Source organism: Pseudomonas sp. FP603 (assembly GCF_030687415.1).
Classification (GTDB): Bacteria; Pseudomonadota; Gammaproteobacteria; order Pseudomonadales; family Pseudomonadaceae; genus Aquipseudomonas; species Aquipseudomonas wuhanensis.
Genome location: NZ_CP117431.1, coordinates 465957 through 481416 on the forward strand (window position 1 = coordinate 465957; position 15460 = coordinate 481416).

General features: G+C 59.5%; 13 protein-coding genes and 1 riboswitch. Of the genes, 5 read left to right on the top strand and 8 right to left on the bottom strand.

The window, feature by feature from the left end; all coding sequences use genetic code 11:
- Positions 1-61: 61 nt before the first annotated feature.
- Positions 62-781: a 16S rRNA (uracil(1498)-N(3))-methyltransferase gene (locus PSH65_RS02185; RefSeq protein WP_305424735.1), complete on the bottom strand. Its 720-nt coding sequence runs from the start codon at positions 779-781 to the stop codon at positions 62-64.
- Between the two features lie 142 nt (positions 782-923).
- Positions 924-2330, bottom strand: coding sequence for an adenosylmethionine--8-amino-7-oxononanoate transaminase (locus tag PSH65_RS02190; RefSeq protein WP_305424736.1), 1407 nt, complete (start codon positions 2328-2330; stop codon positions 924-926).
- Positions 2331-2553: 223 nt separating this feature from the next.
- Here PSH65_RS02190 and PSH65_RS02195 point away from each other — a divergent pair, with 223 nt between their 5' ends.
- Complete coding sequence (locus tag PSH65_RS02195; protein WP_305424737.1) at positions 2554-4329, top strand: flavin monoamine oxidase family protein; 1776 nt, start codon at positions 2554-2556, stop codon at positions 4327-4329.
- Positions 4330-4411: 82 nt separating this feature from the next.
- On the opposite strand, the gene PSH65_RS02200 is transcribed toward PSH65_RS02195, so the two are convergent.
- The gene (locus PSH65_RS02200) at positions 4412-5341 is read right to left on the bottom strand and encodes a YncE family protein (protein WP_305424738.1); all 930 of its coding nucleotides are present in this window, start codon (positions 5339-5341) and stop codon (positions 4412-4414) included.
- 284 nt (positions 5342-5625) lie between these two features.
- On the opposite strand from PSH65_RS02200, the gene PSH65_RS02205 reads away from it, so the two are divergent.
- Positions 5626-6177, top strand: a complete 552-nt coding sequence (locus PSH65_RS02205; RefSeq protein ID WP_305424739.1) for a cytochrome b — start codon at positions 5626-5628, stop codon at positions 6175-6177.
- 32 nt (positions 6178-6209) lie between these two features.
- The gene (locus tag PSH65_RS02210; RefSeq protein ID WP_305424740.1) at positions 6210-6803 is read left to right on the top strand and encodes a YceI family protein; all 594 of its coding nucleotides are present in this window, start codon (positions 6210-6212) and stop codon (positions 6801-6803) included.
- 251 nt (positions 6804-7054) lie between these two features.
- Here the strand turns inward: PSH65_RS02210 and PSH65_RS02215 are convergent, their stop codons facing one another.
- From PSH65_RS02215 to ahcY, 4 genes are all read right to left on the bottom strand, one after another.
- Positions 7055-8920, bottom strand: coding sequence for a DEAD/DEAH box helicase (locus tag PSH65_RS02215; protein ID WP_305424741.1), 1866 nt, complete (start codon positions 8918-8920; stop codon positions 7055-7057).
- Between the two features lie 222 nt (positions 8921-9142).
- A complete protein-coding gene (locus PSH65_RS02220) occupies positions 9143-9958 on the bottom strand; it encodes an ABC transporter substrate-binding protein (protein ID WP_305424742.1) in 816 nt (271 codons plus the stop codon).
- 169 nt (positions 9959-10127) lie between these two features.
- A complete protein-coding gene (gene metF / locus PSH65_RS02225) occupies positions 10128-10973 on the bottom strand; it encodes a methylenetetrahydrofolate reductase [NAD(P)H] (protein WP_305424743.1) in 846 nt (281 codons plus the stop codon).
- Between the two features lie 191 nt (positions 10974-11164).
- Positions 11165-12574, bottom strand: a complete 1410-nt coding sequence (gene ahcY, locus PSH65_RS02230; RefSeq protein ID WP_007898042.1) for an adenosylhomocysteinase — start codon at positions 12572-12574, stop codon at positions 11165-11167.
- A 23-nt stretch (positions 12575-12597) separates the two neighbouring features.
- Positions 12598-12696, bottom strand: a riboswitch (S-adenosyl-L-homocysteine riboswitch).
- Positions 12697-12894: 198 nt separating this feature from the next.
- Between ahcY and PSH65_RS02235 the strand changes: the two genes are divergently transcribed.
- Positions 12895-13299 (top strand): acyl-CoA thioesterase, encoded by a 405-nt coding sequence (locus tag PSH65_RS02235; RefSeq protein WP_052965028.1) that lies wholly within the window; start codon positions 12895-12897, stop codon positions 13297-13299.
- A 73-nt stretch (positions 13300-13372) separates the two neighbouring features.
- The gene (locus PSH65_RS02240; RefSeq protein ID WP_305424744.1) at positions 13373-14260 is read left to right on the top strand and encodes a formate/nitrite transporter family protein; all 888 of its coding nucleotides are present in this window, start codon (positions 13373-13375) and stop codon (positions 14258-14260) included.
- A 21-nt stretch (positions 14261-14281) separates the two neighbouring features.
- Here the strand turns inward: PSH65_RS02240 and PSH65_RS02245 are convergent, their stop codons facing one another.
- Positions 14282-15451, bottom strand: coding sequence for an MFS transporter (locus PSH65_RS02245; protein WP_305424745.1), 1170 nt, complete (start codon positions 15449-15451; stop codon positions 14282-14284).
- Positions 15452-15460 lie beyond the last annotated feature (9 nt).

Below are 15460 nucleotides of genomic sequence, written 5' to 3' on the forward strand. Positions count from 1 at the left end.
CGTCCAGTGACGCGGAGCGTCACGGGCTGCATTCCCACGCAGAGCGTGGGAACGATCAAACCTAAAAGTCGCCCCACAACTGCTGGGCCACCGCCAACGCCACCACCGGCGCGGTTTCGGTGCGCAACACGCGAGGGCCGAGGCGGGCGGCGCGAAAACCGCCAGCCTTGGCCTGCTCGACTTCAATGTCGGACAACCCGCCTTCCGGGCCGATCAGAAACGCCAGTGTCGCCGGCTTCGCATGGCTCACCAGTGGCTCGGCCACCGGGTGCAGCACCAGCTTCAATTCGGCCTCCGTCTGCTTCAGCCAGTCGGCCAACAGCAGCGGAGGATGAATCACCGGCACCCGCGAACGCCCGCACTGCTCGCAGGCGCTGATCGCCACCTGACGCCAGTGCATCAGGCGTTTATCGGCGCGCTCGTCCTTGAGGCGGACTTCGCAGCGGTCAGTGAAGATCGGGGTGATTTCGCTGACACCCAGTTCGGTGGCTTTCTGAATCGCCCAGTCCATCCGCTCGCCACGGGACAAACCCTGGCCGAGATGGACCGCCAGCGACGACTCGACCTGCCCGGCGAAGCTTTCATCGATCTGCACGACGACGCGCTTCTTGCCGACTTCCGCCAGCGTGCCGCGAAACTCATGACCCGAGCCGTCGAACAATTGCACCGCATCACCCTCGGCCATGCGCAGCACACGGCTGATGTAATGGGCCTGGGCCTCGGGAAGCTCGTGTTCGCCGGTGCTCAAGGGGGCGTCGATAAAGAAGCGGGACAGTCTCATCAATGGTCTCTGTAAAAGTGTGGAAGTCTGGCGGCCCCATCGCGGGCAAGCCCGCTCCCACAGGTTTTGCGCCGATCCTGTGGGAGCGGGCTTGCCCGCGATGACGGTAGTCCGGTCACCGCTGAAGCTTAGGTGAAGTCAATCAGCCCGGATCACGATAGCCCGGATGAAAGTCCTTCGGCACCGCCACGCTGATGCTGTCGCGGGTGGCGATGTCGATGCCTTCGCTGGCCACCTCGGCCAGAAAATCGATCTGCTCCGGGGTAATCACGTAGGGCGGCAGGAAATACACCACGCTGCCCAAAGGCCGCAGTAAAGCACCACGCTCCAGCGCATGCTGGAACACTTTCAAACCACGACGTTCCTGCCACGGATAAGCGGTCTTGCTTGCCTTGTCCTTGACCATCTCGATGGCCAGCACCATACCGGTCTGGCGCACTTCGGCAACGTTCGGGTGATCAGCCAGGTGCGCGGTGGAGGAGGCCATGCGCTGGGCCAGGGCCTTGTTGTTCTCGATGACGTTGTCTTCTTCGAAGATATCCAGCGTCGCCAATGCCGCCGCGCATGCCAGCGGATTGCCGGTGTAGCTGTGGGAATGCAGAAAGGCGCGCAGGGTCGGGTAGTCGTCGTAGAAGGCGCTGTAGACCTCATCGGTGGTCAGGCAGGCCGCCAACGGTAAGTAACCGCCGGTCAGGGCTTTGGACAGGCAGAGGAAATCCGGGCGGATACCGGCCTGTTCGCAGGCGAACATCGTTCCGGTGCGGCCGAAGCCGACGGCGATTTCATCGTGGATCAGGTGCACGCCATAACGATCGCAGGCGTCGCGCAGCAGCTTGAGGTACACCGGGTGATACATGCGCATCCCGCCGGCGCCCTGGATCAGCGGCTCCAGAATCACCGCGGCCACGGTGTCGTGGTTGTCGGCCAGCGTCTGCTCCATGGCGGCGAACATGTTGCGCGAGTGTTCTTCCCAGCTCATGCCCTCGGGGCGCAGGTAGCAATCGGGGCTCGGCACCTTGATGGTGTCCATCAGCAGGGCTTTGTAGGTTTCGGTGAACAGCGGCACGTCACCCACCGCCATCGCCGCCATGGTCTCGCCGTGGTAACCGTTCGTGAGGGTGACGAAGCGCTTCTTGTTCGGCTGGCCGCGGTTGAGCCAGTAGTGAAAGCTCATTTTCAGCGCGATTTCGATGCACGACGAACCGTTATCGCCATAGAAGCACCGGGTCAGGCCTTCGGGCGTCATCTTCACCAGACGCTCCGACAGTTCGATCACCGGCTGATGGCTGAAACCGGCGAGGATCACGTGTTCCAGCTGATCGACCTGATCCTTGATGCGCTGGTTGATCCGCGGGTTGGCATGCCCGAACACGTTGACCCACCAGGAGCTGACTGCGTCGAGGTAGCGTTTGCCTTCGAAGTCTTCCAGCCAGACGCCTTCGCCGCGTTTGATCGGGATCAGCGGCAGCTGTTCGTGGTCTTTCATCTGGGTGCAGGGATGCCACAACACCGCGAGATCGCGTTGCATCCACTGATTATTCAGGCCCATGTTCAGTCTCCTCGAGGCGGCTCGCTGGGTGCGCGGGCAAACAATCGCGCAAGCCTATGCAATGCGCGTCATCGGGACAACCCATTGTGTCGATTGAGCTACTTTGTATAAGGAGATAGACGTCGCTGGCGGCGTTTTGATGGCTGACGTATTCTTCGCGGTTCTTTGAGTCGTCTGACTCGTAAAACCGCTATTTCCCTCGTGTATTTCCGGAGTTCGCTGAATGTCTGCTGGTTGGCTGCGCGCCTGTGCGCTGGTGATGTTGGGGCTGTTCAGCGTTTCGGCGCTGGCCAAGGATAAAACGGTGATCGTGGTCGGCGGCGGGCTCTCGGGCCTCACCGCGGCGTACGAACTGCAGAACAAAGGCTGGCAGGTCACCCTGCTGGAAGCCAAGCCGACTTTGGGCGGTCGCTCCGGCATGGCCACCAGTGAGTGGATCGGCAATGACAAGGCCCAGCCGGTGCTGAACAAGTACGTCTCGACGTTCAAGCTGACCACCACGCCAGCCCCCGAATTCGTGCGGACCCCGAGCTACCTGATCGACGGCGTGTATTTCACCGCTGCGGACCTGGCGACTAAACAGCCGGCCACCGCCGAGGCGCTGAAACGCTACGAAACGACCCTGGATGATCTGGCGCGTTCGATCGAGGACCCGCAGAACCCGGCCGCCAACAGCACGCTGTTTGCCCTGGACCAGATCAACGTGTCCAACTGGCTCGATCGCTTGAATCTGCCAGCCACTGCGCGTCAGTTGGTGAATCAGCAGATTCGTACCCGCTATGACGAACCTTCGCGTCTGTCGCTGCTGTACTTCGCACAACAGAGCCGCGTCTACCGTGGCGTTGCCGACCGTGACCTGCGCGCCTCCCGTCTGCCTGGTGGCAGCCCGGTGCTGGCCCAGGCTTTCGTCAAACAACTGAAAACCATCAAGACCAGCTCCCCGGTTTCGGCCATTACTCAGGACAAGGACGGCGTGACCGTCAAAGTCGGCAGTGTTGGCTATCAGGCGGACTACGTTGTGCTGGCCGTGCCATTGCGTGCGCTGAACAAGATCCAGATGACCCCGGCGCTGGATGCCCAGCACCTGGGCGCCATCAAGGGCACCAACTACGGCTGGCGTGACCAGATCATGCTGAAGTTCAAGACGCCGGTGTGGGAAAGCAAGGCGCGCATGTCCGGCGAGATCTACAGCAACACCGGCCTGGGCATGATGTGGGTCGAGCCTGCGCTGAAGGGCGGCGCCAACGTGGTGATCAACCTGTCCGGCGACAATGCGCGCGTGATGCAGGCTTTCGGCGACAAGCAGATGGTCGATCAGGTGCTGATTCGCCTGCACGCCTTTTATCCACAGGCACGCGGTTCGTTTACCGGTTATGAAATCCGTCGCTACAGCACTGACCCATCGATGGGCGGCGCTTACCTGGCCTTCGGCCCGGGCCAGATCAGCAAGTACTGGCGTCTGTGGGAGCGTCCTATTCAACGTGTAGCCTTTGCCGGCGAACACACCGATACCTTGTACCCAGGCACTCTGGAAGGCGCATTGCGCACCGGTCAGCGTGCAGCCAGTCAGGTAGAAGACCTGGCGGCAGGCAAATCGTTTGAGCCGGCGAAAGTTGTTCCGGCGGCGACCGCAGCAGCGGCAGGTGCAGTGGCGGCGAAGAAAGGCAACTTCTTCACCAACCTGTTCGGTGGTTCTGACGACAAAGCGGCACCGGCCAAGGCACCAGCACCCGTGGCACCGGTTGCTCCGGCACCCGCCCCAGTACTTGCGCCGACTCCAGCGCCAGCACCGGTTGAGCCGCCGAAGCCTGCGGCACCGGTGAAAGCAGAGCCTGCCAGGAAAGCACCGGCCAAAGCCCCCGTGAAAAAGCCTGCTGCCAAAACCGAGGCCAAAAAAGCTCCGGTCAAGGCAACGGCGAAAAAGACTGAGCCGGTGAAGAAACCAGCGGTCAGCACTGCTGCGAAGACCCCGGCGACGACTGAAACCAAGACGCAGTAAGTCCTGGAATCAAAAAAAGCGCGGCAGTGATGCCGCGCTTTTTTTATATCTTGCGTAGGTCGCTGCTGATTTTGCTTTGACGCTAAGCTAGATCGACACTATGTACTTCGTCTTTTTGGTAGTCGCTGATATAGGCGTGGTTGTGTTTATCAAGAACCATGTCATACGGGTCAAAAGCGCCAGGGATTGGAACCCGGCGAACAATCTCATGGGTGGTGGTACTCACTTCCACGACCTCTTTTCTGGTTTGATCCACGGCATAAGCGTTTCTTTCGCCGAATACTACTTTCCCTTCGCACGTCACAAAGTCGAAATGCCTGACGATCGATGACCGGGTGTCCAACACGGTCAGTTTTCGAGCGTCCATACCCACGATATACACTTTGCTGCCGTCGGGGCTGACGGTAACCGCTGACGGATATTGTTCGGTTTTGATGATGCTGATGACTTTGAAGGTCTTGCTGCTAATGACGGTGAGCGCGTCCTGATAAGGACCGCCAGGGGAGTTGGTGCTGGAAATATAAAGACGCGAATCGTCCTGGCTGATATCCACACTTATAGAGGGAGAGGGTAATCCTCGCACTCTGCTCACCGCATAAGTGCGGGTGTCAATAATTGCCAGCCACTCTTTATCTTGTCGAACGGTGACGTAAACATGCTTCCCGTCCCGGCTGACGACGATTCCCCGAGGATGTCTTCCCACCGTGACGTTACCCACCGCATAGGTTTCAGTATCAATAACTGAAACCGAACTTGAACCGTAGTTGGTCACGTAAGCTCTTTTCCCTCCATGGGCAAGGACGATGTTTTGGGGATAACGCTCGACGGCGATGGTGCGGATTACCTTTCTGTTCCGGGTGTTGATCACTGACACATTGCCGGAAATGTAATTGCAAACAAAAACCCGTGATCCATCGTCGTTGATGGCTATCCCTCGCGGTCCTTCCCCTACGGGTATCGAATTGGATAGGTTGCGCGTAGTGGCGGGGGATGAACTCGAATGGTGACTCATAGTAGAACTCCTGTTCAGACGCTCGGACAACCGCCCGAGATCAGGTTCATCAATGACCTGTATTGGTGGCTACTGTCAGATATGACAGTTCTGACGAGTGGTAAAGGCTTTTTGGAAGCGAATATGGGACAGCGTCTGTAGGTTTTTTCTTCCGGTTAACACTCTCTTAACATCTCGACCTCAAGGTCATGATCGTATTTCTCGATGTTTCAGAGCGAAATTTTCCGCTTTAAGTCGATAGATAACTCGATAATCTTGGGCGCAGTTCTTACAGGATTTGGGCAATGCAGCTACGTAACTCTTCTTCCCGCTACGGTTGGGTCAGCATCTTCATGCACTGGGGTGTGGCGCTCGCCGTCTTCGGCCTGTTCGCATTAGGGCTGTGGATGGTCGGTCTCGACTACTACAGCTCCTGGCGTAAAGATGCGCCGGATCTGCACAAGAGCATTGGCCTGGTGTTGTTCGCCGTCATGCTGCTGCGGGTGTTGTGGCGCTTCATCAGCCCACCTCCACCGCCCCTGCAAAGTTATAGCCGCATGACGCGTCTTGGCGCCGTGTTCGGCCACGCCTTCCTCTATCTCGGGCTGTTCGCTGTGATGATTGCCGGTTACCTGATTTCCACCGCAGACGGTGTCGGAATCCCGGTGTTTGGCCTGTTTGAAGTTCCTGCACTGGTTTCCGGACTACCGGACCAGGCAGACACCGCTGGTGTAATCCATTTGTACCTGGCTTGGGCGCTGGTAATTTTTTCCGGCCTCCATGCGTTGGCAGCATTGAAACACCACTTTATCGATCGTGATGCGACCCTGGCGCGAATGCTGGGACGCAAAGCCTGATGTTCAACCTCGACTCCAAAGGAATAGAAAGCATGTTGAAAAAGACGCTCGCCGCTCTGGCAATCGGTTCTGCCCTGCTGTCGGCTAACGTGATGGCGGCCGATTATGTTGTCGACAAAGAAGGCCAGCACGCCTTCGTTGACTTCAAGATCAGCCACCTGGGTTACAGCTACATCACCGGTACCTTCAAGGATATCGACGGCAAGTTCAGCTTCGACGCTGCCAAGCCGGAAGACAGCAAGATCGAGTTCAACGTGCGCACCGCCAGCGTGTTCACCAACCACGCCGAACGTGACAAGCACGTCGCCAGCGATGACTTCCTGAACGTGGGTAAATTCGCCGACGCCAAGTTCGTCTCCACCAGCGTCAAATCCACCGGCAAAAACGCCGCTGGCAAAGACACTGCCGACGTAACCGGTAACCTGACCTTGCTGGGTGTGACCAAGCCAATCGTGGTCAAAGCCACCTTCCTGGGTGAAGGCAAGGATCCATGGGGCGGCTACCGTGCCGGCTTCGAAGGCACCACCAGCATCAAGCGTTCCGATTTCGGCAAACAGAAAGATTTGGGCCCAACGTCCGATGCGGTTGAACTGTACGTTACGTTTGAAGGTGTGAAAGCGAAGTGAAATTCGCTGCTTGAACAAAAACGCCCCTGATCTCGCGATCCGGGGCGTTTTTTATGGTCTGCCAGAATCCATACGGACGGTGCCGAGCTACTGTGGGAGCGGGCTTGCCCGCGATGGCGGTGGGTCAGTCAATATCAATGTTTGCTGGACGGACGTCATCGCGGGCAAGCCCGCTCCCACAGGGTTCTTCGCCAGCATAAAAAAATGCCCCGGATCGCGAGATCCGGGGCATTTTTCATATCAGCGATAAATCAGCGATTGCGGGTCAGCAACGCTGGTTTTTCGCCGCGCGGACGGCCTGGGAGTTGATCAAGTTGTTCAGGTGTCGGGAAGCGATCGCTTTTCGACTCCTTGTGAATGATCTTCGGTGCCGGGCCCCGCGGGTTCTGCACGGCCGGTTCCGAACGAGGTTGTTCGTCACGGGCCGGGCGGCGGTTGCGGGACTCTTCGCGACGGGCCTGGCCATCACGTGGAGCACCGTTGCGTGGGCCGCTGCGCTTGGCCGGTGGCGTGCCGGTGGTTGCGCCGCTGCTGTTGCGCGGACCGTTCTGGCGACCTTGTGGCTGACCGGTGCGCGGAGCACTCGCGCCTGCGCCTTGTGCCGGAGCGCCCGGACGGCGGCCACGGCCCTGAGCAGGTTTCTGCTGAGGCACGTAGTCGACGCGGTTACCAAAGTTATCGACATCGTCGTCCAGGAACTCGTCCGGAGCACGGTCAGCGGCGGCGCGAGGTGCCGGGCGCTGTTGCTCGCGGGCCGGGGTACCTTCGCGAGGCTTGTGTTCACGGGCAGGGCGATCGCCACGGCCAGTGGCGGCAGGTTTTTCCTTGCCGCCCTTGTCCTTGCCTTTGTCTTTACGACCGCCGCCACCACCGCTGCCGTTCGGACCATCGCCGCGCGGGCCACGTGGGTTGCGCGGGTTACGCACATCCGGACGCTCGCGAACTTCTGGTTTCTCGGCTTCCACGGCGCTGGAATCGAAGCCCATCAGGTCGCCGTCGGCGATTTTCTGCTTGGTCATGCGCTCGATGCTTTTCAGCAGCTTTTCTTCGTCCGGAGCGACCAGCGAGATCGCCTCGCCCGAACGACCGGCACGGCCGGTACGACCGATGCGGTGCACGTAATCTTCATCGACGTTCGGCAGTTCGAAGTTGACCACGTGGGGCAACTGGTCGATGTCCAGGCCGCGAGCGGCGATGTCGGTGGCGACCAGGATGCGCACTTCACCGGCCTTGAAGTCGGCCAGGGCTTTGGTGCGGGCGTTCTGGCTCTTGTTGCCGTGGATGGCGACGGCGGTGAGGCCGTGTTTGTCCAGGTACTCGGCCAAACGGTTGGCGCCGTGCTTGGTGCGGGTGAACACCAGCACCTGTTCCCAGGCACCAGCGGTGATCAGGTGCGCGAGCAGCGAACGCTTGTGGTTGGCTGGCAGACGGAAAACACGCTGTTCGATCCGCTCGACCGTGGTGTTCGGCGGCGTGACTTCGATGCGTTCCGGGTTGTGCAGCAGCTTGCCGGCGAGGTCGGTGATGTCTTTGGAGAACGTCGCCGAGAACAGCAGGTTCTGGCGCTTGCTCGGCAGACGGGCAAGGACCTTTTTCACGTCATGGACAAAGCCCATGTCGAGCATGCGGTCGGCTTCGTCCAGCACGAGGATTTCCACGTGGGACAGATCGACACTGCCTTGGCCAGCGAGGTCGAGCAGGCGGCCGGGGCAGGCCACCAGCACGTCGACACCGCGGGACATGGCCTGAACCTGTGGGTTCATGCCGACGCCGCCGAAGATGCAGGCGCTGACGAACTTCAGGTCACGGGCATAGACCTTGAAGCTCTCGTGCACCTGGGCCGCGAGTTCGCGGGTTGGGGTCAGGACCAGTACGCGCGGTTGGCGCGGGCCGTGACGCTGGGATTTGTCCGGGTGACCGTTGGGAAACAACCGCTCCAGAATCGGAAGGGCGAAGCCGCCGGTTTTACCAGTACCTGTCTGTGCCGCAACCATCAGGTCGCGACCTTGCAACACGGCGGGAATGGCCCGCTGTTGCACCGGAGTAGGCTCGGTATAGCCCGCTGCCTCGATGGCGCGGACTAAAGCCTCGGAGAGACCGAGGGAAGCAAAGGACATGAGTAATCCTGTTTTAGTTAGGGCTTGGCCCAATGGGAGTCTTGCCTGGCGCGAATGGCGTTTAAGAGGACGCAATCCCGTCCGGTCCTGCTGGGCCTCGAAGGCTCGTCTGGAGCGCTCGCGCGGGCTGAAAAGCTGCGCTGTAGCGGGATCGAGATGCCTTGAACAAGTCCGAGCGTCCGGGCGTGAGCCTGGCGGGAAGGCCGGAGTATAACAGAGCAATCACTGCGCGCCGCTTTCCTGCTGCTCAACGGTTTTTCCGCCGGTTGCGGTGGCGTTGGCGGCCCGTGCTTCGATGGCTGGGCCGGCGCCATAGCGGGCGCTCAGTTCGGCATAGGCCGGCTCGCGCTTGAAACGTTTGAGCTCGGCACCGAAACGCTGCACCAACAAATCCATCCCGGCATTGCGGCGTACCGCCAGAAACTGGCTTTGCTGGCTGATGATGACCGGGTTCTCGGTGATCTTGTCGCGGATATTCAGTTGATCGAGCAAATGCTGGCCGACCCGGCGATCAGTGATCAGCAGGTCGATGCGACCGCGCACCAGTTTGCCGAAGTTGGCTTCATGGGTGGGAGCCGGTTCTTGGGTGAACAGCGTCGATTCGCTGAAGTCCTTGCTGTACAGGTAGCCCGGCGAGGTACCGATGGTCAGGCCTTTCAGGTCGTCCAGGGTGCGAAATGGAAACGGCCGTTCATTGGCGTAGAACATCACGAACTCGACTTGCGAGAGCGGTTCGCTGGGGTAGAGCAGGGTCGCTTCGCGTTCATTGCTGTGGAAAATATCCAGCACACCATCTGCCTGGCCTTGCTCGAGCATCGACAGGCAGCGTTTCCACGGCAGGAACTGCCATTCCACGTCGATCCCGAGGCGTTTGAAGACGATGGCCGTGGTTTCGTAGTCCAGGCCCAGCGATTTGCCGTTTTCCTCGTACACGTAAGGTGCCCAAGGTTCGGTGACAATACGCAACTTCTCGCCCCGAGCGGTGAGGCTCAGGCAAGTGAACAGAAGCACGGTGAGTAACTGAGCGATCAGGGGCATGGCTTGAGATTACGACGAGAAATCATAAAGAGCCAGAAACCGGATCCAGAAGCTCTGGATCGGACATCAAAAGCAAAAGATCGCAGTCTTCGGTAGCGCCTGCAGAGGTACGTATTCCCCTGCAGGATCTGCCGAAGGCTGCGATCTTTTGATCGTGCGTTAACGATTATTAGCGTGGCAACTTCAGGTTGTTCCACACCGCCAGGCTCGGTTCAGCCTGATTCAGCGTGTAAAAGTGCAGCCCCGGTGCACCACCTTGCAGCAGGCGTTCGCACATCTCGGTGATGACTTGCTCACCAAAGCTTTGAATGCTTTGGGTGTCGTCGCCGTAAGCTTCCAGTTGCTTGCGGATCCAGCGCGGAATTTCCGCACCGCAAGCGTCGGAAAAGCGCGCCAGCTTGCTGTAGTTGGTGATCGGCATGATCCCCGGCACGATCGGGATGTTCACGCCCTTGGCCCGTACACGCTCGACGAAGTAGAAATAGCTGTCGGCGTTGAAGAAGTACTGGGTGATCGCACTGTTGGCGCCGGCGTTGGCCTTACGCACAAAGTTGTTGAGATCGTCTTCGAAATTTCGCGCTTGCGGATGCATCTCCGGGTAAGCGGCGACTTCGATGTGGAAATGATCGCCGGTTTCTTCACGAATGAATTCAACCAGGTCATTGGCGTGACGCATCTCGCCGCTGGCCATGCCCATGCCCGAGGGCAGGTCACCGCGAAGCGCAACGATACGTGTGATGCCGGCTGCCTTGTACTGGCTCAGCAGGCCGCGCAGGTCGGCCTTGCTGTCGCCCACGCAGGACAAATGCGGTGCAGCAGGGACTTTGACTTCGCTTTCAAGCTGCAACACGGTGTTGAGGGTGCGATCACGGGTCGAACCACCAGCGCCGTAGGTGCAGGAGAAGAAGTCGGGATTGTAGGTCGCCAGGTGACGGGCAGTGGCGATCAGTTTTTCATGCCCAGCATCGGTCTTCGTAGGGAAGAATTCGAAGCTGTAGCGACGGTCTTGGGACATGGTCATATCCTTGGAAACACGTAAGCCGGACGCTTGCACATCCCAATGTGGGAGCGGGCTTTTGTGGGAGTCGGGCTTGCCCGCGATGCTGGCACCTCGGTGTTTCAGGAACACTGAGGAGATGCTATCGCAGGCAAGCCAGCTCCCACAAAAAGCCCGCTCCCACAAGGGAGAGCAGGCAGCAGGACCGATCAGTAGCGGTAGGCGTGCGGCTTGAACGGGCCTTCGACGGTCACGCCGATGTAGTCAGCCTGTTGCTTGGTCAGTTGAGTGACCACGCCACCGAAACCGCGGACCATTTCCAGGGCCACTTCTTCGTCGAGTTTCTTCGGCAGTACTTCAACGGTCAGGCGCTCGGCTTTCTGGGCTGGCGACAGGTCGGCGTACTTCTGGCCGAACAGGAAGATCTGCGCCAGAACCTGGTTGGCGAACGAACCGTCCATGATGCGGCTTGGGTGGCCGGTGGCATTGCCCAGGTTAACCAGACGCCCTTCGGCCAGCAGGATCAGGTAGTCGTCGTTCTGAGCGTCGAAAGCGCCTGGACCGGTGCGGTGAACCTTGTGAACCTGCGGCTTCACCTCTTCCCATGCCCAGTTCTTGCGCATGAAAGCGGTGTCGATTTCGTTGTCGAAGTGGCCGATGTTGCAGACAACAGCGCGCTTCTTCAGGGCTTTGAGCATGTTTGCGTCGCAAACATTGACGTTGCCGGTGGTGGTCACGATCAGATCGATCTTGCCCAGCAGTGCTTTGTCGATGCTCGCTTCGGTACCGTTGTTGATACCGTCGATGAACGGCGAAACCAGTTCGAAACCGTCCATGCAGGCTTGCATGGCGCAGATCGGGTCGACTTCGGAGACTTTAACGATCATGCCTTCCTGACGCAGGGACTGGGCCGAGCCCTTGCCCACGTCACCGTAACCGATGACCAGCGCTTGCTTGCCGGACAGCAGGTGGTCGGTACCGCGCTTGATCGCGTCGTTCAGGCTGTGACGGCAGCCGTACTTGTTGTCGTTCTTGCTCTTGGTCACCGAGTCGTTGACGTTGATGGCCGGGATCTTCAGCTCGCCCTTGGCCAGCATGTCCAGCAGGCGGTGAACGCCGGTGGTGGTTTCTTCGGTGACGCCGTGGACACGGTCCAGGATCGCCGGGTATTTCTTGTGCAGCAGCTCGGTCAGGTCGCCGCCGTCGTCGAGGATCATGTTGGCATCCCAAGGCGCGCCATCTTTCAGGATGGTTTGCTCCAGGCACCACTCGTACTCTTCTTCAGTCTCGCCTTTCCAGGCGAAAACCGGGATACCGGCAGCAGCGATAGCGGCAGCGGCCTGGTCTTGAGTCGAGAAAATGTTGCAGGACGACCAACGCACTTCGGCACCCAGGGCAACCAGGGTTTCGATCAGCACGGCAGTCTGAATAGTCATGTGGATGCAGCCGAGGATCTTCGCGCCTTTGAGCGGTTGCTCGGCGGAGTATTTGCGGCGCAGACCCATCAGGGCTGGCATTTCGGATTCGGCGATGATGGTTTCGCGACGGCCCCAGGCAGCCAGGGACATGTCGGCGACTTTGTAATCGTTAAAATCTACAGGCGTGATAACAGCGCTCATGATGAGCCTCCATTCGTAATGTATGCGAATGGGCGCCGTTGTGCGTTTAGTGTCTGGCCGTGGCCAGTCAACGCCCCATCCGAGCCTGACAGGTCGAACCTGCTGCAGCGCCCCTCGGACAGGTGGCGGGAAAACGGTAGCAAGTGAACATTACCGTTTTGAAACGGGGGCGATTATAGCGGGCTATGCTGATCTTCCAAAGCGTTTCTGTTGGTCAATGTCCGAACGGTAATCGAGACCATAGTCGATGCGTAATAGAGCTCTAGTCCGGGCTCTGCCATGATGGCCGGCATCAATCGGCAAGACGGTCAGGAGTGAGCATGAATTTCCACACCCGCAAATGGGTAAAACCCGAAGACCTCAACCCCAACGGCACGCTGTTCGGCGGCAGCCTGTTGCGCTGGATCGACGAAGAAGCGGCGATCTACGCCATCGTCCAGCTGGGTAATCAGCGCGTGGTCACCAAATACATTTCCGAGATCAATTTTGTCAGCGCCTCGCGTCAGGGCGACATCATCGAACTGGGCATCACCGCCACCGAGTTCGGTCGCACCTCGATCACGCTGACCTGCGAAGTGCGCAACAAGATCACCCGCAAGAGCATCCTGACGGTGGAGAAGATGGTTTTCGTCAACCTGGGTGAAGACGGCCTGCCCGCGCCGCACGGCCGGACCGAGATCAGGTACGTCAAAGACCAGTTCAAGGATGATGACATCGTCGGATAAGCGAACCTCCTACAGAACGGACCTGAACCCCGCGTGTCGTAATTAAACGACACGCCACTGGTTCAGGAGCTTTATGGACACGTCCAAAGACGGCAAGACCCCGGACCTCTCGGCGAAAGAACAGCGCGAGGTCGACAAGAACCAGCCACCGCGCGCGGCGGTGCTGCACGAAATCATTCGCACCCAGGGTGATAAGGAGCTCGAGCGTAGTGTCGCGGCGCTGTGGTGGTCGGCCCTGGCTGCCGGCCTGACCATGGGTTTGTCGCTGATGGGCATGGGGCTGCTCAACTCGCGTCTGCCGGACGGCGAGGGCTTCAAGGTGATCGCCAGCTTCGGTTACTGCGCAGGTTTTCTCGCGGTGATTCTCGCCCGCCAGCAACTCTTCACCGAAAATACCCTGACTGCCGTACTGCCGATCATGAGCAAACCTACGCTGGGTAACTTCGGTCGGCTTCTGCGACTGTGGTCGGTAGTGCTGGTGGGCAACCTCTGCGGCACCTTGCTGGTGGCGTATGTGATGTTGCACCTGCCGATTTTCGACACCAAGACCGATCTGGCCTTCCTCGACATCGGGCGCAAGGTCATGGAGAACGATGCCAGCAAAATGTTCGCCAAAGGCATCATCTCCGGCTGGATGATTGCCACCATGGTCTGGATGATCCCGTCCATGGAAAGCGCCAAGATGTGGATCATCATCCTCATCACCTATTTCATGGCCCTTGGAGATTTCACCCACATCGTGGTCGGATCGGTCGAGGTTTCCTACCTGGTATTTGCCGGCGACTTACCGTGGAAGGATTTCTGGCTGGTATTCGCAGGTCCCACGCTGGTGGGGAACATCATCGGTGGCAGTTTTATCTTCGCGCTGATCAGTCACGCGCAGATTCGCAGTGAAATCGGGCCGGCGAAGACGTCGGCGGAGCGGGACCAGGAGCCCGAACCGCAGAAGATCAAAAAATGATCAGTGGCAAAACTGACTCTGTCAGCCGGACACATTGACCGTGACAGCACTGTGACGCTGCAGGTAGATGAAAAGCAGCGCCGTCAGTACCGTCAACCCGCTGACCAGTGCGCCGGTCCACGGCAAGTCCGCCAGGTCCGCGCCACTGGCCACCACCAGCCCGCCAATCCATGCCCCGGCTGCGTTGCCGAGATTGAATGCGCTTTGATTCAACGTCGATCCAAGGTTCGGCGCTTCATGAGCCTGATCGATGATCAGCAATTGCAGGATCGGGCACAGCGCAAACGCGAAGATGCCCCACAACACCAGCGTGATCGCCGCCGGGATCACTGAGTGACTGGTCTGACTGAAAGCGGCCAGCACGATGACCACGGCCAGCGCCATGCCCACCAGAGAAGGCAGCAAACGACTGTCCGCCAATCGGCCGCCAAGCATGCTGCCTGCCGTCAGACCGACCCCGAACAACAGCAACATGATCGTCACGCCATGCGGGCTGACACCGGTGATGTCTTGCAGGATCGGCGCGATATAGGTGAACACGCTGAACAGACTGGTGGACGCCAGCACGCTCATGCCCAGCGCCAGCAGCACGTTGACCTTGCCCAGCACTTTGAACTCGCTGGCCAGGTTGGCCTTGTCCATGGGGATTTCCTTGGGCAGCCAAACCCACTGCGCAATGGCCGCAATCACACCGATCACCGAGACCGCCCAAAACGTCGAGCGCCAGCCGGCGTATTGCCCGAGCGCGGTGCCCAATGGAACGCCCAGCACGTTGGCCAGCGTCAGGCCGGTGAACATCATGGCAATCGCTTGGGCTCGTTTGTTCGGTGCCACCAAGCCGGCAGCGACCACCGAACCGATGCCGAAAAACGCACCATGGCACAGCGCCGTAATTACCCGCGCGGCCATCAAAGTGGCGTAGTTCGGCGCCAGGGCGCAGAGGATGTTGCCGAGAATGAACATCAGCGTCATGCCCAACAGCGTGGCTTTGCGCGGCATGTCGGCGGTACCGACCGCGAGGATCGGCGCACCGAACACCACGCCCAGGGCGTAACCGGTGATGAGCAGGCCCGCGTGAGGAATGCTCACGGCGAGGTCGCGGGCGACATCGGGCAGTAAGCCCATGATGACGAATTCAGTGGTGCCGATGCCGAAGGCGGCAACAGCCAGTGCAAGCAAGGCGAGTGGCATGCGCAAGGT